We start from the raw sequence: 1724 nt of genomic DNA, 5'->3' as shown, positions 1-1724 counted from the left end.
GGGGGGGGGGGGGGGGGGGGGGGGGGGGGGGGGGGGGGGTGGGGAGGGGTCGGGAGAGGGGGTGCGTCTGCAGATGTGTTGCGTAGTTTTTCTTCAAGCTCTGTACTCGGGCCTACATAGCTATTTTGATCTATTAACTCAACCTTAGGAAGCTTCTTATAATCAACTTTACCATTACTAGTTAATGGTAAATGATCTATTCTTAAATAAACTTCCGGTAACATATACTGTGGTAAATACTTACTAAGATAAGTATTTATTTTAGTTTCATCATCTTCTCCTTGAGATACTAAATATCCTACAAGGTGATTATCTTGTATTGTTACTAAAGCATTCTCTATCCCAGGTAGTCTAGATAATTTAGATGATATCTCATCTAACTCGACTCTATAGCCATTAAGCTTAACTTGTCCATCTTTCCTACCCTCAAATACTATATAACCATTCCTATCCCATTTACCAAGATCTCCTGTCTTATATAACCTACCTAACTCTGAATGCTCTATAAAACTAGCTTTGGTCTTTTCTTCATCTTGCCAATAACCTAATGCTACTCCCTGACCACCTATATGAATCTCTCCCATTACTCCTATAGGATTATGTTGACCAGCTTCATTAAGAATATACATCTTTTGATTTGGCATAGCTTGACCATATGGAATAGAGCTCCAACTATCATCTATATCTTTAATCTCATACCATATACTCCAGATACTTCCCTCTGTAGCTCCTCCTAAACTCATTACCGTTATATTGGGACATACTTCTTTAATTTGCTTAGGTAGATTTAATGGTATCCAATCTCCACTCATTAATGTAACTTTCAATGAGGGTAGTTGCTTATTACTATCTCTTACATAATCAACTAATAAACTCATTAGTTGCGGTACTGTATCCCAAATAGTTATTTGATATTTATCTATCAATTCATACCAATGACTTGGCTCTTTGGTCTTCTTTTGATCTGGAAATACTATCGTTCCACCAGCTGCTAATAAACCAAATATATCATATACCGATAAATCAAAACTTAATTCTGATAAAGCTAATATCTTATCTTTACTATTAACATTAAATTTATCATTAATAGCTTGGATTGTATTAACAGCTCCTCTATGCGTTATGGTTACACCTTTAGGCTTACCTGTACTTCCTGATGTAAATATTACATATGCTATATCATCTAAATCTGGTTTAGATAATTCTTCTAATTTAGTATTAGACTTATAATTAATAATATCTTCTATTATTAACCAATTATATTTATCATCTATCTCACTTCCCTTAATACAACCATTATATTCAGATCTAGATAATAATACTGTTTCTACATTACCTTCTGATAACACTTCATCACATCTACCTCTAGGCCAATCTATATGTAATGGTAAATATCCTGAACCACTTTGCATTATCCCTAATGTAGCTGCCACTTGCCTATGGCTTTTCTCACTTAATACCCCTATTAATTTACCTATTTCACATAAACTATGATCATGTAAATATAAACTAATTGCTTTACTATATTCTGATATAGGCTTATAACTATATTCTCCCTCATAATCAATAACTGCTATTGATGAAAAGCTACTTTCTATATTATTTGTAAATAAATCAACTAATGTATATTCAACCTCTGATTGAGTATAACTATTTGCTTGCTCTATTACTGACTTATCTAATTCAGGTAAGCTTATCTCAGGTAAATCATCATCCCAATCTGC

The 1724-nt window shown here is 33.9% G+C and carries 1 protein-coding gene; it reads right to left on the bottom strand.

Annotated features, from left to right (window positions below):
* Positions 1 to 1724: amino acid adenylation domain-containing protein (locus F3D62_RS12545; protein WP_150468581.1), on the bottom strand; the 1724-nt coding region annotated here is incomplete at both ends.

It is taken from the genome of Francisella sp. SYW-9, from assembly GCF_008711465.1.
GTDB lineage: Bacteria > Pseudomonadota > Gammaproteobacteria > Francisellales > Francisellaceae > Francisella.
This window is presented reverse-complemented; position numbering and strand designations above follow the sequence as displayed.